This window comes from Streptomyces sp. NPDC051776 (assembly GCF_040681345.1).
GTDB lineage: Bacteria > Actinomycetota > Actinomycetes > Streptomycetales > Streptomycetaceae > Streptomyces.
The window spans coordinates 220840-241994 of sequence record NZ_JBFAYQ010000002.1; the positions used below are offsets into that span (position 1 = coordinate 220840).

17 protein-coding genes are annotated in these 21155 nt (G+C 70.4%); 13 read left to right on the plus strand and 4 right to left on the minus strand.

Annotated features, from left to right (window positions below; translation table 11 throughout):
- The first annotated feature begins 31 nt into the window (after positions 1-31).
- From AB0M26_RS03000 to AB0M26_RS03050, 11 genes are all read left to right on the plus strand, one after another.
- Positions 32-757 (plus strand): nucleotidyltransferase domain-containing protein, encoded by a 726-nt coding sequence (locus AB0M26_RS03000; protein WP_365253519.1) that lies wholly within the window; start codon positions 32-34, stop codon positions 755-757.
- Positions 758-1126: 369 nt separating this feature from the next.
- The gene (locus AB0M26_RS03005) at positions 1127-1855 is read left to right on the plus strand and encodes a TnsA-like heteromeric transposase endonuclease subunit (protein ID WP_365253509.1); all 729 of its coding nucleotides are present in this window, start codon (positions 1127-1129) and stop codon (positions 1853-1855) included.
- A complete protein-coding gene (locus tag AB0M26_RS03010) occupies positions 1852-3981 on the plus strand; it encodes a helix-turn-helix domain-containing protein (protein ID WP_365253522.1) in 2130 nt (709 codons plus the stop codon). Before AB0M26_RS03005 ends, AB0M26_RS03010 begins: the two co-directional genes overlap by 4 nt.
- The gene (locus tag AB0M26_RS03015) at positions 3974-5116 is read left to right on the plus strand and encodes an AAA family ATPase (RefSeq protein ID WP_365253515.1); all 1143 of its coding nucleotides are present in this window, start codon (positions 3974-3976) and stop codon (positions 5114-5116) included. The genes AB0M26_RS03010 and AB0M26_RS03015 overlap by 8 nt, the downstream gene beginning before the upstream one ends.
- Positions 5113-7557: a TniQ family protein gene (locus AB0M26_RS03020; RefSeq protein ID WP_365253517.1), complete on the plus strand. Its 2445-nt coding sequence runs from the start codon at positions 5113-5115 to the stop codon at positions 7555-7557. Before AB0M26_RS03015 ends, AB0M26_RS03020 begins: the two co-directional genes overlap by 4 nt.
- Before the next feature lie 67 nt (positions 7558-7624).
- Positions 7625-8350 carry a nucleotidyltransferase domain-containing protein gene (locus AB0M26_RS03025; protein WP_365253519.1) on the plus strand — a complete coding sequence of 242 codons (726 nt, stop codon included), beginning with the start codon at positions 7625-7627 and terminating at the stop codon, positions 8348-8350.
- Positions 8351-8773: 423 nt separating this feature from the next.
- Positions 8774-9379: a LysE family translocator gene (locus tag AB0M26_RS03030; protein WP_365253525.1), complete on the plus strand. Its 606-nt coding sequence runs from the start codon at positions 8774-8776 to the stop codon at positions 9377-9379.
- 2 nt (positions 9380-9381) lie between these two features.
- Positions 9382-10125: a phenylalanine--tRNA ligase beta subunit-related protein gene (locus AB0M26_RS03035; RefSeq protein ID WP_365253527.1), complete on the plus strand. Its 744-nt coding sequence runs from the start codon at positions 9382-9384 to the stop codon at positions 10123-10125.
- Between the two features lie 140 nt (positions 10126-10265).
- Positions 10266-11762 carry an aminotransferase class I/II-fold pyridoxal phosphate-dependent enzyme gene (locus AB0M26_RS03040; protein WP_365253804.1) on the plus strand — a complete coding sequence of 499 codons (1497 nt, stop codon included), beginning with the start codon at positions 10266-10268 and terminating at the stop codon, positions 11760-11762.
- Between the two features lie 493 nt (positions 11763-12255).
- A complete protein-coding gene (locus AB0M26_RS03045; protein ID WP_365253530.1) occupies positions 12256-13047 on the plus strand; it encodes a hypothetical protein in 792 nt (263 codons plus the stop codon).
- Positions 13048-13145: 98 nt separating this feature from the next.
- Positions 13146-14339, plus strand: coding sequence for a hypothetical protein (locus AB0M26_RS03050; protein ID WP_365253533.1), 1194 nt, complete (start codon positions 13146-13148; stop codon positions 14337-14339).
- 148 nt (positions 14340-14487) lie between these two features.
- Here the strand turns inward: AB0M26_RS03050 and AB0M26_RS03055 are convergent, their stop codons facing one another.
- A complete protein-coding gene (locus AB0M26_RS03055; RefSeq protein WP_365253536.1) occupies positions 14488-15183 on the minus strand; it encodes a class I SAM-dependent methyltransferase in 696 nt (231 codons plus the stop codon).
- A 132-nt stretch (positions 15184-15315) separates the two neighbouring features.
- Here AB0M26_RS03055 and AB0M26_RS03060 point away from each other — a divergent pair, with 132 nt between their 5' ends.
- Entirely contained in the window at positions 15316-16770 is a 1455-nt protein-coding gene (locus AB0M26_RS03060; RefSeq protein ID WP_365253538.1) for a serine hydrolase domain-containing protein, read from the plus strand.
- A gap of 112 nt (positions 16771-16882) precedes the next feature.
- Here AB0M26_RS03060 and AB0M26_RS03065 read toward each other — a convergent pair whose 3' ends face one another.
- The 3 genes from AB0M26_RS03065 to AB0M26_RS03075 all read right to left on the minus strand — a co-directional run bounded on the left by AB0M26_RS03065 (position 16883) and on the right by AB0M26_RS03075 (position 19543).
- Positions 16883-18052 carry a winged helix DNA-binding domain-containing protein gene (locus AB0M26_RS03065; RefSeq protein ID WP_365253541.1) on the minus strand — a complete coding sequence of 390 codons (1170 nt, stop codon included), beginning with the start codon at positions 18050-18052 and terminating at the stop codon, positions 16883-16885.
- A 137-nt stretch (positions 18053-18189) separates the two neighbouring features.
- Complete coding sequence (locus tag AB0M26_RS03070) at positions 18190-18642, minus strand: GNAT family N-acetyltransferase (RefSeq protein WP_365253543.1); 453 nt, start codon at positions 18640-18642, stop codon at positions 18190-18192.
- Between the two features lie 334 nt (positions 18643-18976).
- Positions 18977-19543 carry a DUF2269 domain-containing protein gene (locus tag AB0M26_RS03075; protein WP_365253546.1) on the minus strand — a complete coding sequence of 189 codons (567 nt, stop codon included), beginning with the start codon at positions 19541-19543 and terminating at the stop codon, positions 18977-18979.
- A gap of 175 nt (positions 19544-19718) precedes the next feature.
- Here AB0M26_RS03075 and AB0M26_RS03080 point away from each other — a divergent pair, with 175 nt between their 5' ends.
- Positions 19719-20351, plus strand: coding sequence for a haloacid dehalogenase-like hydrolase (locus AB0M26_RS03080; protein ID WP_365253548.1), 633 nt, complete (start codon positions 19719-19721; stop codon positions 20349-20351).
- Positions 20352-21155 lie beyond the last annotated feature (804 nt).

A 21155-nucleotide genomic window follows, 5' to 3' on the forward strand; every position in this document is an offset into this window, starting at 1 on the left:
GCTTCCCTGAACGCTGACACGATGATCGCCTATGAACGATGCCGATGCCCTGGTCTCGCAAGCCCTGGACCTAGTCAAGAGCCGCTTCCCGCACGCTTTGGGCGCCATGCTCGGCGGCTCAGCCGCGCAGGGCCGTGCTGCCGCAACCAGCGATCTGGACGTGGCTGTTCTCCTACCGGATGGGGATACCAGCCGTCGCGAGGTGATACGCCACGATGGCCGCTTGGCTGAGCTCTTTCTGCACACTCGCGCGGACGTTCCCCAGCACTTCGAGAGGGATCGCAGCCTTCGCCGAGGCACTGTCCTGTTCATCTACGATCGGGGACTGGTCCTTGCCGATCCCCATGGCCATTTGGCACGAGTGCGTGAACAGGCGCGAGCTGTTCTCGCAGCAGGCCCTCCGCCGCTCACGCCCGCGGAGTGGGAGAGAGGACGCTACGTCCTCACCAGCTTCATGGACGATTTGGCAGGCACTCCGTCGACCGAGCGCTATGAACAACTCGCCCTTGCCGACTTCACCCTGCGTGAGGCGGCCCACCTTCTCACCGCCCACCACGGCGCCTGGACAGGCATCGGCAAGTGGCTGCCTCGTCGGCTGCTGAATGCGGACCCGACACGAGGGAGGGCTCTCCTGGAAGGACATCGGGCCGTTGCCGAACATGCGGACCCCACTCGGTTGACGGCAGCGGCTGAGCAGGTGCTCCACCTCCTGGGCGGACCACTGCGGGAGGGCTACACCCAACGCTGGCACGTCTGACCTGCGGCAGCGGACGGACGGGCTGGGAACGGGGCAGCTCCACTGAAATGCCAAGAATGCCCTTCTGAGGAAGTGACACCTTCCTTGAGACAGATGCTGAGCGACGCCCACTGAGACAACCAGAAGATCCCCAGGTCACAGCGTCAGCACCTGACAGCGAAGCTGAGAACCTACATCCGGCTGTAGGTTCTCTGTCTCCGTGTCATTTTCTCCGCTGTCGTGTCATGGCGATGGCAGTCCTGACAGCATCTGGAGACACACAGTTCAGGGGCATCGCTCGATCAGGTGGTGCCCCTGAATTGCGCCTCCTGCGGTACGTGCCGGGTGCGACTCTCGTCGTGCCGAGCTGAGTGGCCGACAGGGGGGATCATGGATATCGGACCGGCTGACGACGTGATGGTGAGCCGCCGTCGTGTCGATGGGGGCATTGAGGAGAACCGCCCCTGGGAGGCTGTGGATATCTCCCGGCTGTCGCAGGTGTCGCCGTGGCGTACGTTCCGCTGGTACAGCGGGCAGCGGCACTACTCGGGTACGTACTGGTCGGCGACGGTACGCGACCACGTGATCTACGAGTCGAGGCTGGAGCTTTCGCGGCTGCTGCTCGCCGACTTCGATCCGTCGGTACAGCACATCGTGGCCCAGCCGTTCCTACTGAAGGCGCGGGTGCAGGGCAAAGTCCGCAAGCACATCCCTGACTACCTGTTGCTGACGCGGGAGGGGCCGCTGGTCGTCGATGTGAAGCCGAGTCGCCGGCTGGAGATTCCGGAGGTGGCGTTCACCTTCGCCTGGACACACCAGGTCGTGCAGGACCGCGGGTGGGGGTATCAGGTGCTGAGCGAACCGGAGTCGGCGTTGTTGGAGAACGTGCGGTTCCTCGCCGGATACCGCCGTGACTGGCTTTTCCCCGCTGACCTGCTGGAAGCGGCCGATGGGGCCGTCGTGGACGGGATGGCCCTTGAGGAGGCCCTCGGTGCGGTGGGCGGGTTCGCCTCGGAGCTTGTTCGGGCCGGGGTCTTCCACCTGCTGTGGTCCGGCCGGTTCACGACGGACCTTCGTCAACCGCTGGGCCTTGCACATGTGTTGCGGAGGCCGGCGTGAGTGGGGCCGGCACACGGGTGGGCATCGGCACTCACTTCCGCTACGACGGCGAGACCGTCGAGGTGGTGGAGATGGCCGCGACCGGGGCAGGCAACGAAGTGGTCCTCAAGAACGCCTGCGGAGGACTGCTGCGGGTCAGCCTCAAGGAACTGCTCTTCTCCGATCGGGCAGCAATCATTCCTGCTCAGGATGGCCCCGGGGCCACCGACGAGGAGGAACTCGCAGGGGTCGTGCTGGGGCAGCTGTCAGAGCCGCAACGACGGCAGGTGATTGAGCAGGCAGAGCATGTCAGGGAGATGCTGACGGGCTTCCGCTCTGGGAGCCGCGAGCTGGCCCGCGACGGGGAGCCACACCCGCAGTTCGCACCGGACCTTCCCCTGGACGCCCGTTACGCCGCCAAGGCGGCCGAACTCGGCGTCGCGGACCGCACGGTGCGACGGTGGGCGGCGGCCTACCAGCGCGGCGGCGAAGCAGGGCTGGCGCCGCGGACGCGGCCGGTGAAGTCCGCTGCTGACCGGGTCGACGAGCGGTGGGTCGAGACCGCGCTGGAGGTGATGGTCGAGCACGCCGATGCCTCGAAGCCGTCGCGCAAGATGGTGATCGATCGCACCAGGGCCCGCGTCATCGCCCGCTATGGGCCCGAGGTGGTGCGGCTGCCGTGCCTAGCTGTCGGCTTCCGGGTGCTGGCAGTGGTGGAGCGTCGTCTTCCGCTGTTCCGGCTGAGTACGAAGCGGATCCGGGACATTGCCGACCGGCCGGAGGGGCCTTTCGGGAAGTTGCGGCCGACCAGGCCGGGTGAGTACCTGCTGATGGATTCCACACGGCTGGATGTGTTCGCGTTCGATCCGCTCACGCTGCGATGGGTGCGGGCCGAGCTATCGGTGGGGATGGATTGGTACACCCGCTGCATCACCGGGCTCAGGGTGACGCCGGTCTCAACGAAGGCCGTGGATGTGGCAGCGGTCCTCTTCGAATCCTTCCGCCCCCGGCCCTTCGGGAAGGACTGGCCGCGCGGGGCGGTCTGGCCCGAGCACGGCATCCCGCGCACCGCGCTGGTGGATGTTGCCGTCGAAGGGGTGGGTCTGGCCTCGCCACCGATCGCGCCGGAGACGCTGGTGGTCGACCACGGCAAGGTCTACGTCTCGGACCACCTCAGCAGTGTCTGCCGCCGGATGGGGGTCTCGATCCAGCCTGCTCGGCTCCGCACAGGGCGGGACAAGGGGCCGGTGGAGCGGTTCTTCCGCACCCTGCGGGAGGACCTGCTGCAAGCCCTGCCCGGCTACAAGGGGCCTGACATCCACTCCCGCGGCGAGGACCCGGAAGGTGAGGCGTTCTTCTTCCTCGATGAGCTGGAGGAGATCATCCGGGAGTGGACCGCGACCACGTTTCACTGCCGACCGCACTCCGGTCTTGTCGACCCGGGGTTGCCGGGGCTGCGGATGTCCCCGGCGCAGATGTTCGAGCACGGCATGGCCAGGGCCGGGCACATCGAGGTTCCCCGCGATCGCGACCTCGCCTTCGAGTTCCTGCCCACGAAGTGGCGCACGATCCAGCACTACGGTGTTGAGATCGACGGCCGCCGCTACCGCGGTCCCGGTCTGCCTCCGGCGGGGACGAAGAGCCCTTACACCTACCACGGCAAGCACAACCACTGGCCGTTCCAGGTCAACCCCGACGACATCACGAAGATCTACTTCCGGGACCGGGACCGGACCTGGCATGCGTTGAAGTGGGAGCACGCCCCCGAGATACAGATGCCGTTGAGCGAGGAGGCCCTAACCTTTGCCCGGAATCTCGCGGCGAAGAAGTACACCCACGTCGACGACCGCCTCGCTGTCGCGGATCTGCTGGAGCGCTGGAACGCGGGGCTGGGGGCCACACCTGCCGAGCGGCGCATGGCGCTTCGGCTCTCGCGTGAGCAGGCCATCGGCCTGCCCGACGCCGATCCGAGCAACGCGGTGTTCCTGCCTTCGGTCCGTCGGGCTTTGGACGATGCGGACGAAGCCGAGCAGGTAGTGCCAGGCGAGGTCGATGCGGCAGAGGGCGACGATGACGCCGCCGACTTCGAGGACTCGGTGGACGAGGACGATTTCTACGCGACCGCGCTGAAGGACGTCGATGACTGAGCGCCGCGACGACGGGCCCGCGCAGGACCTGCGGGCGAAACTGGACCACCTCACGCTCTCCCGCAAGGAGGGTCTCAAGCGGCTGGCCGAGGCTCCTTCGCGGCCCCAGCCCGAGGCGCTGTCGCGCCGCCAGCTCAAGGCCCTGAACGAGTCGGCACGGACTGAATACGACCGCCATCGCCGCAAGTGGCATGCGAACCTCGGACCTCTTCAGACGCCGCAAATGGCCGCGCTGCACGAGGACTTGTGGGACATCATCGACAGCAACGACCAGGACGGCGACAAGGCCAAGGGCGGCGTCGCTCTGGACGCTTTCCCCGGACTGGGCAAGACCACGGCGGTCTTAGCGTTCGCCAAGAAGTTCCACCGCCGGGAGATCGCCGAGGCGGGCGAGTTCACCAACGCTGGCTTCGAGCGCTGGCCGGTCTGCCGGGTCGGGCTCACGGCGAACACCGGGATGCGCGACCTCAACCGCGCGATCCTGGAGTTCTACGGGCACCCGGGCCGCTTCCGCGGCACCGCCTCCGACTTCGGCTACCGAGCCCTGGACTGCATCCTGTCCTGCGAGGCGAAACTCCTGATCGTCGATGACCTGCACTTCCTGCGTTGGCGGAACCGGTCCGGCGTCGAGATCAGCAACCATTTCAAATACATCGCGAACGAGTTCCCCGTCACCTTGCTGATGATCGGCGTCGGGTTGAAGATGCGCGGGCTGTTCGACGAGGGCGAGGACTTCGAGGATGCCGTCCTGGCCCAGACCGGACGTCGCACCACCCGGCTGGACATGGAGCCGTTCACCATCAAGACCGAGAAGGGACGCCGCGACTGGCGGGACATGCTGCTGGCCATCGAGCAACGCGTCGTGCTGACGGACAAGTACCCCGGCATGATCGCCGATGAGCTATCCGACTATCTCTTCGCCCGCAGCACCGGACACATCGGCTCCCTCATGACCGTGATCAACCGCGGCTGCCAGAAAGCCGTACGCACGGGCGTCGAGCGACTGGATGAGGACCTGCTGAGCACCGTGAAGACCGACGCCGCTTCTGAGGAAGCCCGGCGGGAACTTCAACTGGCCTTCGAGACCGGCAAGCTGAAGAGCCGCCCCAAGCCGAAGCGTCGCAAGGCCGCATGAACGGGGGTCTGCGGACGCTGCCGATCCGCGTCGCCCCGCTGCCAGGGGAGGCCCTGGACTCCTGGCTGGAGGCCCTCGCCCAGCGTTTGCACACGCCCTTGGGCGAGGTGACGCGGAACATCGGTCTCCCGTCCAAGGAGAGGACCGGCAACCAGATGCGGGGCATCCCGCCGGACTGGACCATTCTGATGGGACCGCAGCAGGCCGCCGCCCTTGCTGCCACGACCGGGCTGGACGAGGACCGCATCCACGCGATGACACTGCGGCACTACGACCAGCGGGCCCTGGAGATCAATATCGAGCGTCGGTACGTCAACCGACGGGTCCTCTGGGGCCGCGGCGCTGGCTCCCGCTTCTGCCCGGACTGCCTGGAGCGGAACGGAGGCCGCTGGATGCTGTCCTGGCGGCTGGGCTGGTCCTTCGCCTGCCTGCACCATCAACGACTGCTGGCGGACTGCTGCCCACACTGCGGGCGCATGCCTCGCCAGCGCTCCCGGAGTCTGCGGGCCATCCCCGACCCCCGCCGCTGCGGCAACTCACCCACCGGCCCGGAACGGTCCTTCACCAACGGCTGCGGCTTCGATCTTGCGGAAGCGGACACCCTACGGCTGGAGGCCGGCCATCCCGCGATGACGGCTCAGGCCCTCGTCAGGGAGATGATCGAGAAGGGCACCGCCGACTTCGGCGCCTACACACTCGAGCCGCAGCCGTCCGCTGCGGCGCTGTCCGACGTCCGGGCCGTCTGCGGGCGGGTGCTGTCCACCCTAATTGAGGAGGACCTTGTCCAGTGGACGGCTCATGACATCGCCGAGGCCCATCTCCGTCCCCGCCCCGGCTGCACACTCGCGGCCCGGGCTGGTGACCGGCCCGGCTTCATGGCGCCGCCCCGGGCTGTCAGTGCCGCAACCGCTGTTACCGCCGCCCTCCACGTCCTGGGCCAACCGGACATCCACCAGGCTGGGGCTGCCGTGCGTCCGTTGCTGGAAACGATCCGCGGTGAGGGAGAGGTACAGGTCAGCCCTACCTCGATCGGGCAGTGGAGCCGCAGGACCAGCCCCGTCCTGGCAGCCGTCCACCTCGCGGCGCTCGCACCTTCATGCCGTCCCATTGATCATCTACGGCACCGCTTGCCTACCCCGGTCCCCCGCCTCCCCAGAGCCACAGGCAAGGACATCGAACACCGGCGCCGGAAGATCTCCAGCGTGTTCTGGGGTTCCTGGGCTGTCCGGCTGGCCCCGCCGGATGCCATCGCCGCACGCATCCTGGCCCCGGCCCTGGCCGCCTGCCTGCTGATCGTTGACAGCCGCATCGACTACGACGCTGCCACACGACACGTCGGCAACGTGATCGACGGATCCGACATTTCCCGAGTCCTTCAGCTGCTGGACGATCAGCCCTGCTGGCCCGGCATCGTCACTGCTCTTGTCCGTCTCGCCGACCACCTGGACTCCGCCGACGTCCCCATCGACTACGCACGCCGCCGCAGCCTGGACTACACCCGTCTGCTGCCCACCGAGCGCTGGGCAGCGATCTGCCGCCGCACCGGAACCCCACGCGGCGCCGGCCGCCGTGAGCAGATGATGCGCTGCCACCTGTTCCAGCGCATCAGCAGCCTTCCCATCGAGGCCGCCCCGGGGCATCCAGGCGTCGACGACGCCGGGTTCCGCGCGGAACACGCCCACGCCGCCGCCCTGCAAACCCCAGAACTGGCCCAGGCCCTCGACGACGAGGCACGGGCCTTCCTCGCTGACCACCAGATCGACGACGAGCCGGTCAACTGGCATCCGCCCACCACGCTCCTGGACGGGCTTGCCCTTCCCGGAGCGGACCCCGACCGCGTCGATATCCAGCTTCTGCACGGGCTCGTCCGTCAGCGCAGCCGGCCTGTCCGGCACGCTGCCGAGACGCTCGGCACCAGCGTCGAGGCAGTCCGCCACCTCCTCGAGGAACACCCGGCCCCCATGCCCCCGCCGTCCGGCTCACAGGCCAGAGCCACGGGACAGATTTTCAAGAAGGCGATGGATGCCCTGCCGAAGCAGATGTTCGCCCGCCTCTACCTCGATGAGCAGCGCTCATTGCAGAAAATCGCCGACCTGACCGGGTTCTCACGCCAGACGCTGACCCGTCTCGCCCGCGAGTACGGCATCGCCCTTCGCGACGGCCCGAAGGATTACAAGCGCCGCGGGACCATCGACCGCGACTGGCTCATCGAGCAGTACGTTCACTGCCGGCGGACCCTCCCTGATCTCGCTCGCGAGAAGGGCATGAGCGTCGCGAACATGAACAGGTGGGCCCACCACCACCGCATCCCACTGAGGCCACGCGGCGGCGCGAGCCACGACACCGCATTGCGAGAACCTCGGACAACACACGGCAAGCGCGATCGAGGAAGTGACGCGGTTATCAACGGCAGCCGCCAAGACGCCGAGAGAGATGCCTGAAGTCCGGAGTGCACAGCACGGGGCATCCTCTGGTCCGCTTCCCTGAACGCTGACACGATGATCGCCTATGAACGATGCCGATGCCCTGGTCTCGCAAGCCCTGGACCTAGTCAAGAGCCGCTTCCCGCACGCTTTGGGCGCCATGCTCGGCGGCTCAGCCGCGCAGGGCCGTGCTGCCGCAACCAGCGATCTGGACGTGGCTGTTCTCCTACCGGATGGGGATACCAGCCGTCGCGAGGTGATACGCCACGATGGCCGCTTGGCTGAGCTCTTTCTGCACACTCGCGCGGACGTTCCCCAGCACTTCGAGAGGGATCGCAGCCTTCGCCGAGGCACTGTCCTGTTCATCTACGATCGGGGACTGGTCCTTGCCGATCCCCATGGCCATTTGGCACGAGTGCGTGAACAGGCGCGAGCTGTTCTCGCAGCAGGCCCTCCGCCGCTCACGCCCGCGGAGTGGGAGAGAGGACGCTACGTCCTCACCAGCTTCATGGACGATTTGGCAGGCACTCCGTCGACCGAGCGCTATGAACAACTCGCCCTTGCCGACTTCACCCTGCGTGAGGCGGCCCACCTTCTCACCGCCCACCACGGCGCCTGGACAGGCATCGGCAAGTGGCTGCCTCGTCGGCTGCTGAATGCGGACCCGACACGAGGGAGGGCTCTCCTGGAAGGACATCGGGCCGTTGCCGAACATGCGGACCCCACTCGGTTGACGGCAGCGGCTGAGCAGGTGCTCCACCTCCTGGGCGGACCACTGCGGGAGGGCTACACCCAACGCTGGCACGTCTGACCTGCGGCAGCGGACGGACGGGCTGGGAACGGGGCAGCTCCACTGAAATGCCAAGAATGCCCTTCTGAGGAAGTGACACCTTCCTTGAGACAGATGCTGAGCGACGCCCACTGAGACAACCAGAAGATCCCCAGGTCACAGCGTCAGCACCTGACAGCGAAGCTGAGAACCTACACCGGCTACGGGGCTCGCATCGGGTCGTGCTCTCCGCTCCGGTTTTCGCATGACGGCCGCGAGGAGAGACTCGGGAACCAGGTGGCCGGGCGGGGCCGGCCAGGGTTCAGCCACCGACCGGAGGCGGACCCGTCGTGACCTCCCGCTGCTCCGAGCCTCCTTTGGACCAGTGAACTCGGGTCACTTTGGTTCTGTGGGCGGGGCCATAACCGCGGCAGGGTGAGAGGACCCGAAACCTGCGGAGGTCCCGTGAGTACCGCGTTTCTGCTGACCACCCTGGTCGTGGTCGTCACCCCGGGCACCGGCGTCGTGTTCACGCTCGCCGCCGGGCTGTCCCACGGCCGGCGCGCGAGTGCGGTCGCCGCGCTCGGCTGCACCCTCGGCATCGTGCCGCACCTCGCCGCGGCGGTCACAGGCCTCTCCGCGCTCCTGCGCACCAGCGACCTCGCCTACGACATCGTGAAGTACCTCGGTGCCGGCTATCTGCTGTACATGGCGTGGACGACGCTGCGCGACAAGGAGGCGCTGACGGTCGCGGCCGGGGCGGAACCGCGGTCACCGGTCCGCACGATCACCTGCGGAGTCCTGGTCAACCTCCTCAACCCGAAGCTCACGCTGTTCTTCGTCGCGTTCCTGCCGCAGTTCGTCCCCACCGGCGACTCCGGCTCCCCCGGCGCCATGCTCCGGCTCGGCGCGGTATTCATGGCGCTGACCTTCGTCTTCTTCGCCGCGTACGGATGGTGCGCCGCCGCCGTGCGCGACCGCGTGCTGGCACGGCCGCGGGTGATGACGGCCATCCGCCGGGTGTGTGCCGCCGGGTTCGTCGGCCTGGGCGTGCGACTGGCGGTGGCGTGAGGATGCGGTTCCGTCACACGGACGCCCTCTGGTCCGGCTTCCCCGAACTGTCCGCCGGCGCGCTCTGCGCCGAGGGCGGCGCGGCCTGCGACGCGGAGGCGGCGGACACGCTCGCCGCGCGCGTTGCCGCTCACACCGCACGCGCCACGGCACGGCTGGACGGCGCTCCCGAGAGCGAGTTCCCCGAAGTGCGGGCGTGGCGGCGGGCCTTCGCCCGGATGGGGCTGAGGCCGACGCAGTACCGGTGTGCCTCGGAGGCGCTGCTGCGGCGACTCCGCAAGGAAGCGTCCCTGCCGCGCATTGATCCGGTGGTCGACCTGTGCAACGCGATCTCGGCCGCGTACGGGATCCCGGTCGCGGTCCTCGACGTCGAGCGCGTCGCCGGTCCGTCGCTCGTGGTCCGCCACGCCCGCGGCGACGAGCACTACACGCCCTTCGGCGGTGGCACGGAGCACCCCGCACCCGGCGAGGTGATCTTCGCCGACTCCGCGGCACGGGCGCATGCGCGTCGCTGGACCAACCGGCAGAGCGCCCACTCCGCCGTTTCCGGTCGCACGGGCCGGGTCCTCGTGGTGGCCGAGGCCATGCACGACGGCGGCGCGGACGCGGTACCGGAGTTGCTGGCGACGGTCGCGCACGAACTGGGCGCGCACGGGTGGACCGCATCCGAGCCGTCGGTCCTCACCTCGGCCGCACCGGCATGCGTCCTCACCACCCCGTCTGTTTCCGGAGCACCGGCGCCGTAGCCTCGCGTGACACCATGGGAACGGTGAGCACGGGAGCGCAGGGCGCGGGCGGCGGACCCCCGGCGTACGGCTCCGACTTCCTGCAACTCGACGCCGCCGACGTGCCTGCCGCCGGCAAGCCGGACTGGCTGGCCGCGCGCATGCGCGCGGCCATGGCCGACGGTCGCCTGGCAGTGGGCAGCAGGCTTCCGCCCACCCGCGTACTCGCCGACGAACTCCGCGTGTCCCGCGGGGTGATCACCGAGGCGTACCGGAGGTTGACCGAGGACGGTCACGTCGAGGGGCGCGGACGCGGCGGCACGGTGGTGGTCGCGGTGCCTCTCGTGACTCCCCCGGCTCCCTCCGGGCCGCCGTCACGCGGATCGGCTGCGGCTCCCACGGGTCCGACCCCAGTTGCCGGCGCCCCACCCGGCCTCGCCGGCCCCGGAACCGCCACGCCCGCCGAGCCCCGCCCTGCCGGCCCCCGAGGCGGCGGGCAGCGCGAACGGGGCGCTCCGGACGGGCTGTTCACACGCGAACCCGATGACGCCGTCTTCGATGCGCTCCGCTCCGCTCCGGGACGCGTCGACTTCGTCCCCGGCCAGCCCGACCTCGCCGCCTTCCCCCGCGCGGCGTGGCTCCGTGCCGAACGAGCCGTCCTCACCGAGGTGTCCGCCGGGCACCTGGGCTACGGGGACTCGCGCGGTGCCGCACCCCTGCGCCGTGCCGTCGCCGACTGGCTGGCCCGCAGCCGGGGTGTCCGGATCGAGGCGGACGAGGTACTGGTCGTCGCCGGGACCACACAGGCCCTCACCCTGCTCCATCCTGCCCTGCGATCGGACGGCATCGACGCGGTCGCGGTCGAGGACCCAGGCTCGTTCGGGACCCGCCGCCACCTGCAGTACGGCGGCCTGGAGACTCCGCCGGTGCCGGTCGACGACGACGGCGTGCGGGTCGGAGCACTGCGCGTCACCGGCGCTCGGGCGGTCCTGCTCACGCCCGCGCACCAGTTCCCCACGGGCGTGGTGACGAGCGGCGAGCGCCGCCGCGAACTGCTGCACTGGGCGGCGGACGGCGGGTTGATCCTGGAGGACGACTACGACGCCGAGCACCGCTACGACCGGCCGCCCGTTCCCGCTCTGCGTGCGCTGCTCGCCGACCGGGTCTGCTACATGGGCAGCGTGTCCAAACTGCTCGCGCCCGCCCTGCGCATCGGCTGGATGGTGCCGCCGCCCCGATATCGCGAGGCACTGAGCGAGGCCAAGCGATTCACCGATCTGGGCAATGCCGTGCTGCCGCAGTTGGTCCTCGCCCGGCTGATGGAGTCCGGCGATCTGGAGCGGCATCTGCGGATGGTGCGTGCCCGTCATCGCCGCCGCCGTGACGCGATGATCACGTCGATCGCCGTGCATCTGCCGGGCGCGGTCGTGCATGGTGCGGCGGCCGGTCTGCATCTGACGGTCACGTACCGGCGGGACGTGACCGACACCGACCTCGCCGCGGCGGCGCTCGCGGCCGGCGTCAAGTGCCAGCCGTTGTCGTGGCACCGGCAACTGCCCGGCCGTCCCGGCCTCGTGCTCGGGTACGCGGCCTGCCCGCCCGGCGTCGTGGCCGAAGGGGTGGCGGTGCTCGGCGAGGTGTTGCGCGAGCTGGCCTGAGGTTCGGGGACCGAACGGGCCCTCTGCACCACCGGGATCCGTCCGTTTCGTGGAGGTGGCGGGCTCATGCCGGTCCGCGCACCTCGCGATGTCCCCTGCGGAGGGCCTCCGGCAACACGGCGTGCGGGCGTGGTCCCAGGAGGCGGCCATGGCTCCGTAGGGCCTTTCGACCACATCGCCGACCCGGCTCACACGGCGCGTCCAGCACCTCGCAACGGAGGCGATCCGGAATGAGTTGAGAGACCTGTCCATGCGACGTACAGATACGTTTCACCCCTGTGCCACCAGGGTGTCAGCTCTGCAGACCGCAGAGCGGAGCGGAAGCGGAATCTGAAGTGGGATCAGAGGACCTGCCGTCGCCCCCGATTCCCCCCTCAGATACCGGACATGACGACCTATCGGTAACAGGGGGCTTGCGCCGACCCCCGCCGATCGTGCAAGGATCCTCCCGTCATCCGGAACGAGTCGTTTCCGTAACGGAAGGTCCCACCCCTTGTCTGCATCGTTCGCCCTGCCTGGAGCTGTGCGCCTGCCGCGCGCGGCGACGGTCCGGCGTGCGCTGCTCGTGACCCTCTTCCTCGGGGGTCTGATGGGGCTGGCCTTCCTCTTCGGAGGCAGCGCGCAGGCCGCGGAGGCCGACGGTTCGCCGGGTGCCAAGAAGCTGCTCGCGCCCGCCGCCGAGATGCACCAGAAGGCGGGGAAGCACTTCTCCGAGGCCGCCGAGAGCGAAGCGGAGAAGTCCCCCGAGCGCCGCGAGGCCGTGAAGGACGCAGTCGCCGAGACGGTGCGCCCGATCACCGAGCGGACGGAGCGTGTCTCCCGCCCCGTCCGCGACCTCGTCGAGGACACCACCGATGCGGCCGGTCTTCCGGTCGACCTTTCCGAGAACGACCGGGGCGGCGACACCGGGCAGCGCACCGGTGGCCGGACCGGGCACGCCCCGGCCGGTACGGACGACATCGGCGCCGGAACGCACTCCCGCACCGAGCCGGCCGCCGTGCCGACCGCATCGTCGGCGCAGGGCGCCGGTGCGACGGAGCAGGCCGCCATGGCCGATGGCAAGAACCAGGGCGGGCTGCCGACGCCGCTCCCCTCCGTGCCCGCTCCCGTCGGCGGGCCGACGTCCCAGCACGCCGGTCACGGCAGCGGTCCCCGTGGTGGGGACGCGAACGGCGCCACCGCGGCCGGCGCCCCGCGCTTCGGCCTCGTGGCCGGCGCGATCCGCGCGGCGAGCACGACGCCGACGGGCGACCGATCCTCCGAAATTCTCGAATTCCCGGGCTAGGGCAGGCCGTTCCCCCGCCATAGGACCTGCCGCGCGGGGGCGGAACAGGTCTGCCCATTCCGAAGCCCGTGAGTTCGAGTTCGAAGGATTCCCCCCTCATGCGTAAGAACATCCGCCGTTCCATCCTCGTCGCCGCTGCCGCCTCCGGTCTGTGGGCCCTCGGTACCGCCGCTGCCTCCGCGGCCGAGCTGCCCGAGGTGCCCGACGCCGGCTCCGTCACCGACACCGTGAAGAGCACCGCGTCGGGCGTGACCGGCGACGCCACCGGCAGCGTGACGAAGAAGCTGCCCACGGGTGACGCGGCCGGAACCGCTCAGGAGACCGTGAAGGGCACCGCCGACAAGGTCACCGGCACGCTGCGTGGCGGCCTGCCCTCCGCCGGCGGCGTGACCGGCACCGTCAAGGACAGGCTCGGCAACGTCACCGGTGGTGGCCTCAGCGACGTGGCGGACCACCACAAGGTCACGAACAAGGTCACCAAGGAGGCGCGCAAGGCGACCAAGGGCAAGGTGCCCTCCGCCGGTGACGTGACCGGCAAGCTGCCCGCCGCCCCGGCCGTCCCCGCGGCTCCCAGGGTTCCGGCTGTCCCGGGCGTTCCGGCGACCCCGGAGGTGCCCGAGGGTCTGCCCACCACCCCGGCCCTGCCCTCCGCCCCCAACACCGATGACCTGCTGAGCGGTCTCGCCGCCGCGGGCGTGCGCCCCGAGCAGCTCACCGCCACCGCGCAGGGTGCCCTGGCCACTGCCCGCCCGGCTGTTGACCAGGTCGCCACAGACGTACTGCCCCCCGTCGCCCACAAGATCGTCCTCAAGGTCGTTCCGATCGCCCAGCAGGCCGTCGGCGGAGTGGGCGAGCTGGCTGGCAACGCCACCGGCCGCACGGTGCCGTTCGCGCAGGGTGTCGCCGGTGACGTGACTCCGCTGGCGCAGGGCATCGCGGGCGACGCGACCCCCTTCGCCCAGGGCGTCGCGGCCGACGTGACGCCGTTCGCGCAGGGTGTCGTGGCCGACGCGACCCCGTACGCGCAGGGCCTTGTCATCACCATCGCCACCGACGCGCAGGGTGTGGCGGGCAACACCGTCTCCGGTGTTCAGAGCCTGGCCCCGACCGCCGTTCCGGCCGACCTGACCGACGCCGCCAACATCCCGGCCCTGCCTGCGTTCGGTGCGGTCCCGGCGGTCCCGGCGGTCCCGGCGGCCCCGGCCGTTCCCGCCGCCCCCGGTGTTCCGGCGAACCTGCCCTCCTTCGCCGCCGTTCCGGCCGCGCCCTCGCTCGGCGGCTTCACCGCCTGAGAGCGGCTGACGCCTCAGAGGTTCCTTCCGGCGGAGGACCGCGCACAGCACTGACCGTACGGGCGACCCCCTTTGGGGAGGGGGCCGCCCGTCGGCGTGTGCGGGGCGGTTCGCGGGTCCGTCGCGGCCGACGACCTGGTGGCCCGAACTACGCAGCGGGGCGCGGACGGTGGAATTCGGCCCGCCAGCGGCGCTCCCCGGGCTCGCCGGACCGGCGGACGTCCTCGATCCGTACCGCTTCCAGATCCCCGGCGGCGAAGGCGTCGATCTCACGGCGCGTGAGCGGCCACGGAGGATCGCCGTGCGGGGCGTCGTCCTCGCCGCGTGCGGCAGCGACGACGAGAAGGGTCCCGCCGGGACAGGGCATCTCCGCGACCCGTGCGATGGCCACGCGCCTGACCGGGTCCGGAAGGGCCTGCACCGTGAGGCTCTCGACGACGAGGTCGAAGGCGCCCCGCCACTCGGCGGGCGGATCCAGCAGATCGGCGGTCCGGTAGTCGACGGACGAGCCGGGGAACCGGCGGTGGGCAGCGGCGATCGCGGACTCCGAGATGTCGAACGCCACCGTGCCGAACCCGTGCCCCGCCACCAGTTCGGCATCGAAGCCCGGCCCGCAACCTACGACGAGCGCGCGCTCCCCGGCGGCGGCGCGCGGCCGGAGGTTCAGCCACTCCACGAGCATCGGATGAGGTCCGCCACGGTCCCACGGCACGATCGCCTCGCCCCCTTCGGCCGCGGCATACAGGTGTTCGAACCAGCCGGTGGGATCGTCCTCGGCGAGCGATTGAGCCGACAGCCGCCTCGCGTCCTCCTCCGGGTCGCGTCCGGCGTCCGTTCCGTTCATGGCACCTCCGCCTCGATCGCGCTCAGCCCTTGTCCGGCAGCGTATTCGAGTGCGTACGACGCCGACCACGGCATCACCGGGCACCGGGAACTGAGGTGCGCCGGCCACGGCGTGACGGTAGAAGTGGGCTCCATGAGCGAGACCTTCGAAGAGCTGCTGCCGTCCACCCGCCGGGCCCTGGAGCATCGGATCGCCACCGCCCAGACCGAGGGGCGCGCCCCGTCCGTGGTCGGCGCCGTCGTCCGGGACGGGCGGACGGTCTGGACGGGAGCCCGCGGTTCGACCGATGGCAGCGCGGCGCCCCGCGGTTCGACTGACGGCAGCGAGGTGGCCCGCGAGCCGCACGCCGATACCCAATACCGCATCGGCTCGATCACCAAGACGTTCACGGCAGCCCTCGTTCTGCGGCTCCGCGACGAGGGGCTGCTCGAACTCGCCGATCCGCTGGAGAAACACCTCCCCGATGCCGCCATCACAACCGGAGTGGGCGAGGTGACGATCGCTCAGCTCCTTGCGCACACCTCCGGTCTGGCCGCCGAGACACCTGCTCCCTGGTGGGAACGGACTCCTGGCTCGCTGCGCCCCACCCTCGCCGAGGTCCTCGGCGAGGCACCGCTCCGGCACCCCTCCGGCCGGGTCCACCACTACTCCAACCCCGGCTACACGATGCTCGGTTCGATCGTCGAGAAGCTGCGCGGCGAGGGATGGGAGACGGTGCTCCGGAACGAGGTGCTCGAACCGCTCGGCATGACCCGTACGTCCGCGCAGCCCCTGTCCCCGTACGCCAAGGGCTGGGCCGTGCATCCATGGGCCGATGTCCTGATGCCCGAACCGGCCGAAGACCTCGGACTGATGGCCCCTGCCGGGCAGTTGTGGTCCACCGCCGCGGATCTCGCTCGCTGGGCTCGCTTCCTCACCGAGGGCGACACGCGGGTGCTGAGCCCGGAATCCGTGGCCGAGATGCGGAGGCCCGCGGCGGTACCGGACGCGGCCAGCCCGGACGCAGGGTACGGACTGGGGCTTCAGCTCCTACGGCGGGACGGCCGGACGCTCGTCGGGCACACCGGTTCGCTTCCCGGCTTCCTCGCCACCCTGTGGGTGAGCGTCGAGGACGGACTGGCCGGAATCGCGATGGCCAACGCCACCTCCGGCCCGCTCATCGGGGGGCTGGCCTCCGATCTCGTACGGATCACCGCCGAGCGCGAGCCCCGGATTCCCGCGCCGTGGACGGCGCTGCCCGACGCCGATCCCGCGCTGCTGGAACTCACCGGACCCTGGTACTGGGGACCGGCTCCCTTTCTGGTGCGGCTGACAGCAGGGCGCGGGCTGGAGTTGGTGCCGCTGTCGGGCGCGGGCCGCGGGTCCCGCTTCCGGGCCGAGGAGGACGGGACCTGGACAGGGCTGGACGGCTACTACGCGGGAGAGACCCTGCGCACGGTGCACGGCCCGGACGGCCGGGAGACAGACTCTGTGACCCATCTCGACCTGGGATCCTTCGTGTTCACACGTCGGCCGTACGATCCGGGGGACGCGGTGCCGGGGGGTGTCGACCCGCAGGGGTGGCGGCCTGTCCCGCCGGCGTCGTAGGGCGAGTGCGGTCCCGCAGATCGTGCGGTCCGGCAGATGATGCGGCCGCCGAGCGGATCGGCCCGTGATCGTCGCACCATGTTTCACGTGAAACAGCGCGTCTTGCGGAGCGTCACGACGAGAGCTCCCGCTCCAGCGGAGTGCGGAATCGCGGGGTGATCCGGGCGGTGCCGGTCCAGTCGGTCAGGCGCGCGGCCTCCCGCTCCACCGCCTCGGCCGGTTCTCGCCCCCGGTCGTCGAACAGCCGCCAAACGATCTCGCCGTCCCAGCGCTGTGCCCAGCCGCCGACGATCTCGCCGTTCCACCACACCGTTGGCCCGATGTTGCCGCTGCGGTCGAAGAGGAGAGCCCGGTGCTCTTCGGCGAGGAACCAGTCGCGGTGGCGCCGGCCCATTGCCGTCGGGTCCAGTCCCGGGAGCAGTGCGGCCCACGGCTCGACGTCCGGTGCGGGCGCGGAATCACCTGTCAGGACCAGACCGGTCCCCTCGTCGATACGGACCTCCTCGGTGTCCACCGCGGCGAGCGCGGTGCGCGTCTCGCCGAGCGTCCAGCCGGTCCACCACATGAGGTCGCCCTCGGTCGCCGGACCGTACGAGGCGAGCCACCGGCGGGCCAGTTCGGCCCTGGCCGCGTCCGCGGGCAGCGCGGGCAGGGGCTCGGCGACGACCCAGCGGAACTGGCTCGACGTCCACGCCCCACGCGGGCGCGAGCGGCGGATCCGGCCGTCGGCGGCGAGGCAGCGCAGAATGCGCGTGGCGACTCCCTGCACCGTCTCGGAGGACGTGCCGGGAAAGACGGTGATCCGCCGGCGAAGGTCGGGCAGGGCCGAGGACAGTTCACTGCCGGTCGCCTCACCGAGTACGGAGAGGACGTTGAGGGTGGCCCGCTCCGCGCCATCGAGCCACGCCTCGTCCAGGGAGGGGCTCTCCTCCATCAAGTGCCGTACGAGAGTGGCCCGTTCCTTCGCGGCGATGACGCGTCCATGGGTTGCTTCGACCACGGGGGCCAGGCCGGTGCTGACGACGAACATGGTGCGGCGCATGCACAGCAGCCGCACCAGGGTCACGTCGTCGTAGAGGGCGCGCTCCACCTCCGCCACGGAGGGCGAGGACAGCCGGGCACCGGCGGAGAGGAAGACCGTCGCTGCATCGGTGGCGTGCAGACCGACCACCGCGTCCGCGGTCTCCTCGGCGGTGGCGGCACGGTGGGACCGGGCGAGGCGGTGCCGGGCGCCGAGTCCGGCGCGGCGCTCCTCGGCACCGATCCACCGCCCACCGCTCATCACGTACCTCCGTGTGGTCACCCCGGGCCGCACCTGCTGCTCACGGTACGCCGGAGCGCCAGCGCACCGGGTGGCCGGGCCCGTCGGAGCCGGCAAGGCGGACCGGAACCTCGGAGCCGGGAGAGCCGGGAGTGCCGTCAGAGCACGAGCTTGAAGCCGACGTGCGAGGCCGTGAAGCCGAGGCGCTCGTAGAAACGGTGCGCGTCGATCCGGCTCGCGTCGGACGTGAGTTGCACCAACTGGCAGTCCTCGCGCCGTGATTCGGCGAGGGCCCACTCGATGAGCCGCGTTCCGAGACCGCTCCCGCGCTCGTCGGCGTGGATGCGTACGGCTTCGATGACGCATCGGGTGGCGCCTCGCCGGGACAGGCCGTGGATCAGGGTGAGCTGGAGGGTGCCGACTGTACGGCCCTCGCGGGTCGCGACCACCAGCCGCTGGTTCGGGTCGTCCGCAAGCCGCTCGAAAGCCCGCTGGTACGGGGCCAGTTCGTCCGGGGACTCCCGCTGTGCGCCGAGCGGGTCGTCGGCAAGCATCGCGACGATCGCGGGCACGTCGGCCGTGACCGCCGGGCGGATGATGAGGTCGCTCATGCAGGGCAGGCTACGCGGCGGCGCCCGGCCGGCTCCCAGCGGTCCTGCACGGGGGCGGGCTCGACCCGGACGGACGGCTCATCCGCCGATGGCTGCGTCTCCGGTTCGGATCCGGCTCCTTCTCCCGGCCCGGCGCGTGCTGCCCGCCCGGGACCGGCCTGGAGCGGGTTGCCTGCCCGGGACCGGCCCGGACGGTCACTTCCAGCGCTGCGACGAGCGGAGTCGGCTCGGGCTGCGCTTTCTCGCCCGCCCGACCGCAGTCGGTGGAGAGGGCGAGGCAGCGGGGGAGATCGGCGCGGGAACAGACGCCGGATCGGTGCGGTCATCCGCAGCGTCATGACACCAGGCCGTCCGACGCGGCCTTCGTCCGTCGACCGGCTGTGCCGGCGCCGGAGGAACGGCCGGTGCCGCGTGCACGACGCCCTCGCCGGGTGAGCCCCCAGGGCTTGAGCACCGAGATCGCGGTGACGAAGACGTACAGCGCCGTGGCGACGGAGGGCGCGACCACCAGATCGGTCGCAGCGGCACCGACGGGTTCCGCGGACGCCACGGCTCGGGCCGCGTCGTCGATCGCCGGGCGGAGGGCGAAGGCCGTCGCGGCGGTCGCTGCGAGCGTGAGCCAGAACTTGGTGAGCACCCAGCGGTGCCTGGCCAGGCCCCATCGTGTGCCCAGCGACAGTACGAGCCCGCTGACCAGCGACAGCAGGGCAATCGGCAGGATCAGCAAGTCACCGAAGATCTGCATCGAGCGGTACGCGGCCTCGGCGGTCGCGGCCGATCCCGTGACGGCGGCGGCGATACCCAGGGCGAGCAGGCCCACGGTCAGGCCGAGCCAGCCGACGGACACGCTGACGTGGACGACGAGAAGGGCCCGGCGGGCGGGGCGGGAGAGCTGCTTCATGGCTCCCACGGTCCCGGCCGGGGCGCCCGTGGTCGTCGCACGGCGGGAGTATCCGCGGGGCCTCCGACCGTAGGACACCGCTGCTTCGGGGCGGAGCCGCGAGGGCTCCGCCGCCCCGCCCGTGGAGGCGATGGCCGCCGTCATCTGGGCCCGGTCGCTCCCCTAGGCTCACCCCATGCCCCGACTCCACCTCTTCGACCTCGACGGCACCTTGCTGTACGGATCCGCCGCGCCTGTCGAGATCTCCCGGCAGCTCGGGCTGGCCGAGGAGATCACGGTGCTGGAGCGCGACTTCGCGACCCGGCGGATCGACCCGCCGGAGTTCGCCGTGCGCGTCCGTGAGCTGTGGGCCGACCTCACCGAGGCGCATGTGGAGGCGGCCTTCGAGGGTGCGCCGTGGCTGTCCGGCATACGTGAGGTGTGGGCGGACATCCGCGCGGGCGGGGACTACTGCGCCGTGATCTCGCTGTCGCCCGGGTTCTTCGTGGACCGGCTGAGGGACTGGGGCGCGCACGCGACGCACGGGTCGCGCTTTCCGGCGGTGCCGTTCCGCGAGTCGGTCGATCCAGCGGGGATTCTGTCCGCGACCGCAAAAGTGACCATCGCGGATGCGCTCTGCGAGCGGTTCGGTGTGAAGCGGGCGGACTGTGCGGCCTACGGCGACTCGATGTCGGACGCCGAGCTGTTCGCGGCCGTGCCGGTGTCCGTCGCTGTGAATGCGGACCACCACGTCAGCGGGCTTGCCTCTTGCGCGTACACGGGGCGGGATCTGTTCGCGGCGTACGATCTGTTGCGTAACCACGGGTAATTTACTAGTCGTCAGAGGACAACAGAATTCCGTGCAATGCGGGCGACGCACGCGGTACGAACCGCTTCGCGGTGAACAAGTTCGGGGCTTGTGGATTCAACCTGGCCCGGTATGGTCAAGTCCGGTTCGGCCGTTACGGCCGCACAACAACAAGTCGTGGGGACGTGACAGCCTACGGGAGCAGGACCGGTGTTGCCCGGACTTCCGGCTATTTGTCCAGCGGAGGGGGCGTACGTGGAACGCTGCACGGGAGGGACGTCGCGGCCGATGTCACCGAACGAGGCATATGTCTGTTTCATGCGGTCTTGCTGAGTCTGGCGTATGTCGTTAAGCACCTTGATCCCAGCGATCCCGAAGGAGCAGTGATTACGGGCACATTCCGTGTTCGGCAGTGCGATGACCGGCCAAGACCGACCGAATGACGACCGAAAAACGTTCGAGGCGAGGCAGACCATGGATGCTCCGACCACGACGCCGGCCGACAACAATGGCTCCGGCGGCGACAGCGGGGGATGGGGCTGGTTCACCCCGACTCCGGGCCGGAAGCGGAGCGCTCCCGATGGCGGGGACCGGGAGCAGGGCGAGGACCGGATACCCAGCCGCGCGGTGAGCACGATACGGCCGGTGGGCACGCCCGGCACGGACCGGCGCCCGGAGCCCGACCCCGACTCCGCTTCCGCGCAGGCGGCTCACCCCGGGCAGCAGTCGTACCCCGGCCGGCAGCGGACGGACGAGCATCAACGGGTGTCCGACGGAGCCCCCGGGCAGAGCAACGATGGACTCGGACAGAGCCGCGGCGCTCCC

Bases quoted from the DNA above. Each gene is read 5' to 3' on its own strand.
- AB0M26_RS03000 (WP_365253519.1), top strand. From the start codon at position 32: ATGAACGATGCCGATGCCCTGGTCTCGCAAGCCCTGGACCTAGTCAAG.
- AB0M26_RS03005 (WP_365253509.1), top strand. From the start codon at position 1,127: ATGGATATCGGACCGGCTGACGACGTGATGGTGAGCCGCCGTCGTGTC.
- AB0M26_RS03015 (WP_365253515.1), top strand. From the start codon at position 3,974: ATGACTGAGCGCCGCGACGACGGGCCCGCGCAGGACCTGCGGGCGAAA.
- AB0M26_RS03020 (WP_365253517.1), top strand. From the start codon at position 5,113: ATGAACGGGGGTCTGCGGACGCTGCCGATCCGCGTCGCCCCGCTGCCA.
- AB0M26_RS03025 (WP_365253519.1), top strand. From the start codon at position 7,625: ATGAACGATGCCGATGCCCTGGTCTCGCAAGCCCTGGACCTAGTCAAG.
- AB0M26_RS03035 (WP_365253527.1), top strand. From the start codon at position 9,382: ATGCGGTTCCGTCACACGGACGCCCTCTGGTCCGGCTTCCCCGAACTG.
- AB0M26_RS03040 (WP_365253804.1), top strand. From the start codon at position 10,266: ATGCGCGCGGCCATGGCCGACGGTCGCCTGGCAGTGGGCAGCAGGCTT.
- AB0M26_RS03050 (WP_365253533.1), top strand. From the start codon at position 13,146: ATGCGTAAGAACATCCGCCGTTCCATCCTCGTCGCCGCTGCCGCCTCC.
- AB0M26_RS03055 (WP_365253536.1), bottom strand. From the start codon at position 15,183: ATGAACGGAACGGACGCCGGACGCGACCCGGAGGAGGACGCGAGGCGG.
- AB0M26_RS03060 (WP_365253538.1), top strand. From the start codon at position 15,316: ATGAGCGAGACCTTCGAAGAGCTGCTGCCGTCCACCCGCCGGGCCCTG.
- AB0M26_RS03065 (WP_365253541.1), bottom strand. From the start codon at position 18,052: ATGAGCGGTGGGCGGTGGATCGGTGCCGAGGAGCGCCGCGCCGGACTC.
- AB0M26_RS03070 (WP_365253543.1), bottom strand. From the start codon at position 18,642: ATGAGCGACCTCATCATCCGCCCGGCGGTCACGGCCGACGTGCCCGCG.
- AB0M26_RS03075 (WP_365253546.1), bottom strand. From the start codon at position 19,543: ATGAAGCAGCTCTCCCGCCCCGCCCGCCGGGCCCTTCTCGTCGTCCAC.
- AB0M26_RS03080 (WP_365253548.1), top strand. From the start codon at position 19,719: ATGCCCCGACTCCACCTCTTCGACCTCGACGGCACCTTGCTGTACGGA.